The organism is Saezia sanguinis (assembly GCF_003991585.1).
GTDB lineage: Bacteria > Pseudomonadota > Gammaproteobacteria > Burkholderiales > Burkholderiaceae_C > Saezia > Saezia sanguinis.
Genome location: NZ_PQSP01000157.1, coordinates 1 through 250, shown reverse-complemented (window position 1 = coordinate 250; position 250 = coordinate 1). Strand labels below are relative to the sequence as shown.

At 53.6% G+C, this 250-nt stretch carries 1 pseudogene; it reads right to left on the bottom strand.

Features of this window, described 5'->3' with window-relative positions:
- Positions 1–250: pseudogene (locus tag CUZ56_RS15325) on the bottom strand (intein-containing recombinase RecA); the annotation flags it as partial.

Sequence of the window (250 nt, the reverse complement as noted above, 5' to 3'; positions counted from 1 at the left end):
ACCCATATGCGAATCTCCCATTTCGCCTTCAATTTCAGCGCGAGGAACGAGAGCAGCCACAGAGTCGACAACGATTAAATCAAGCGCTCCCGAACGGACCAACATGTCGGCAATCTCAAGCGCCTGCTCACCGGTATCTGGTTGAGAGACGAGAAGCGCGTCAATATCAACGCCGAGCTTCTTGGCATATTCAGCATCGAAGGCATGCTCAGCATCAATAAATGCTGCGATTCCACCAGCGCGCTGGGCG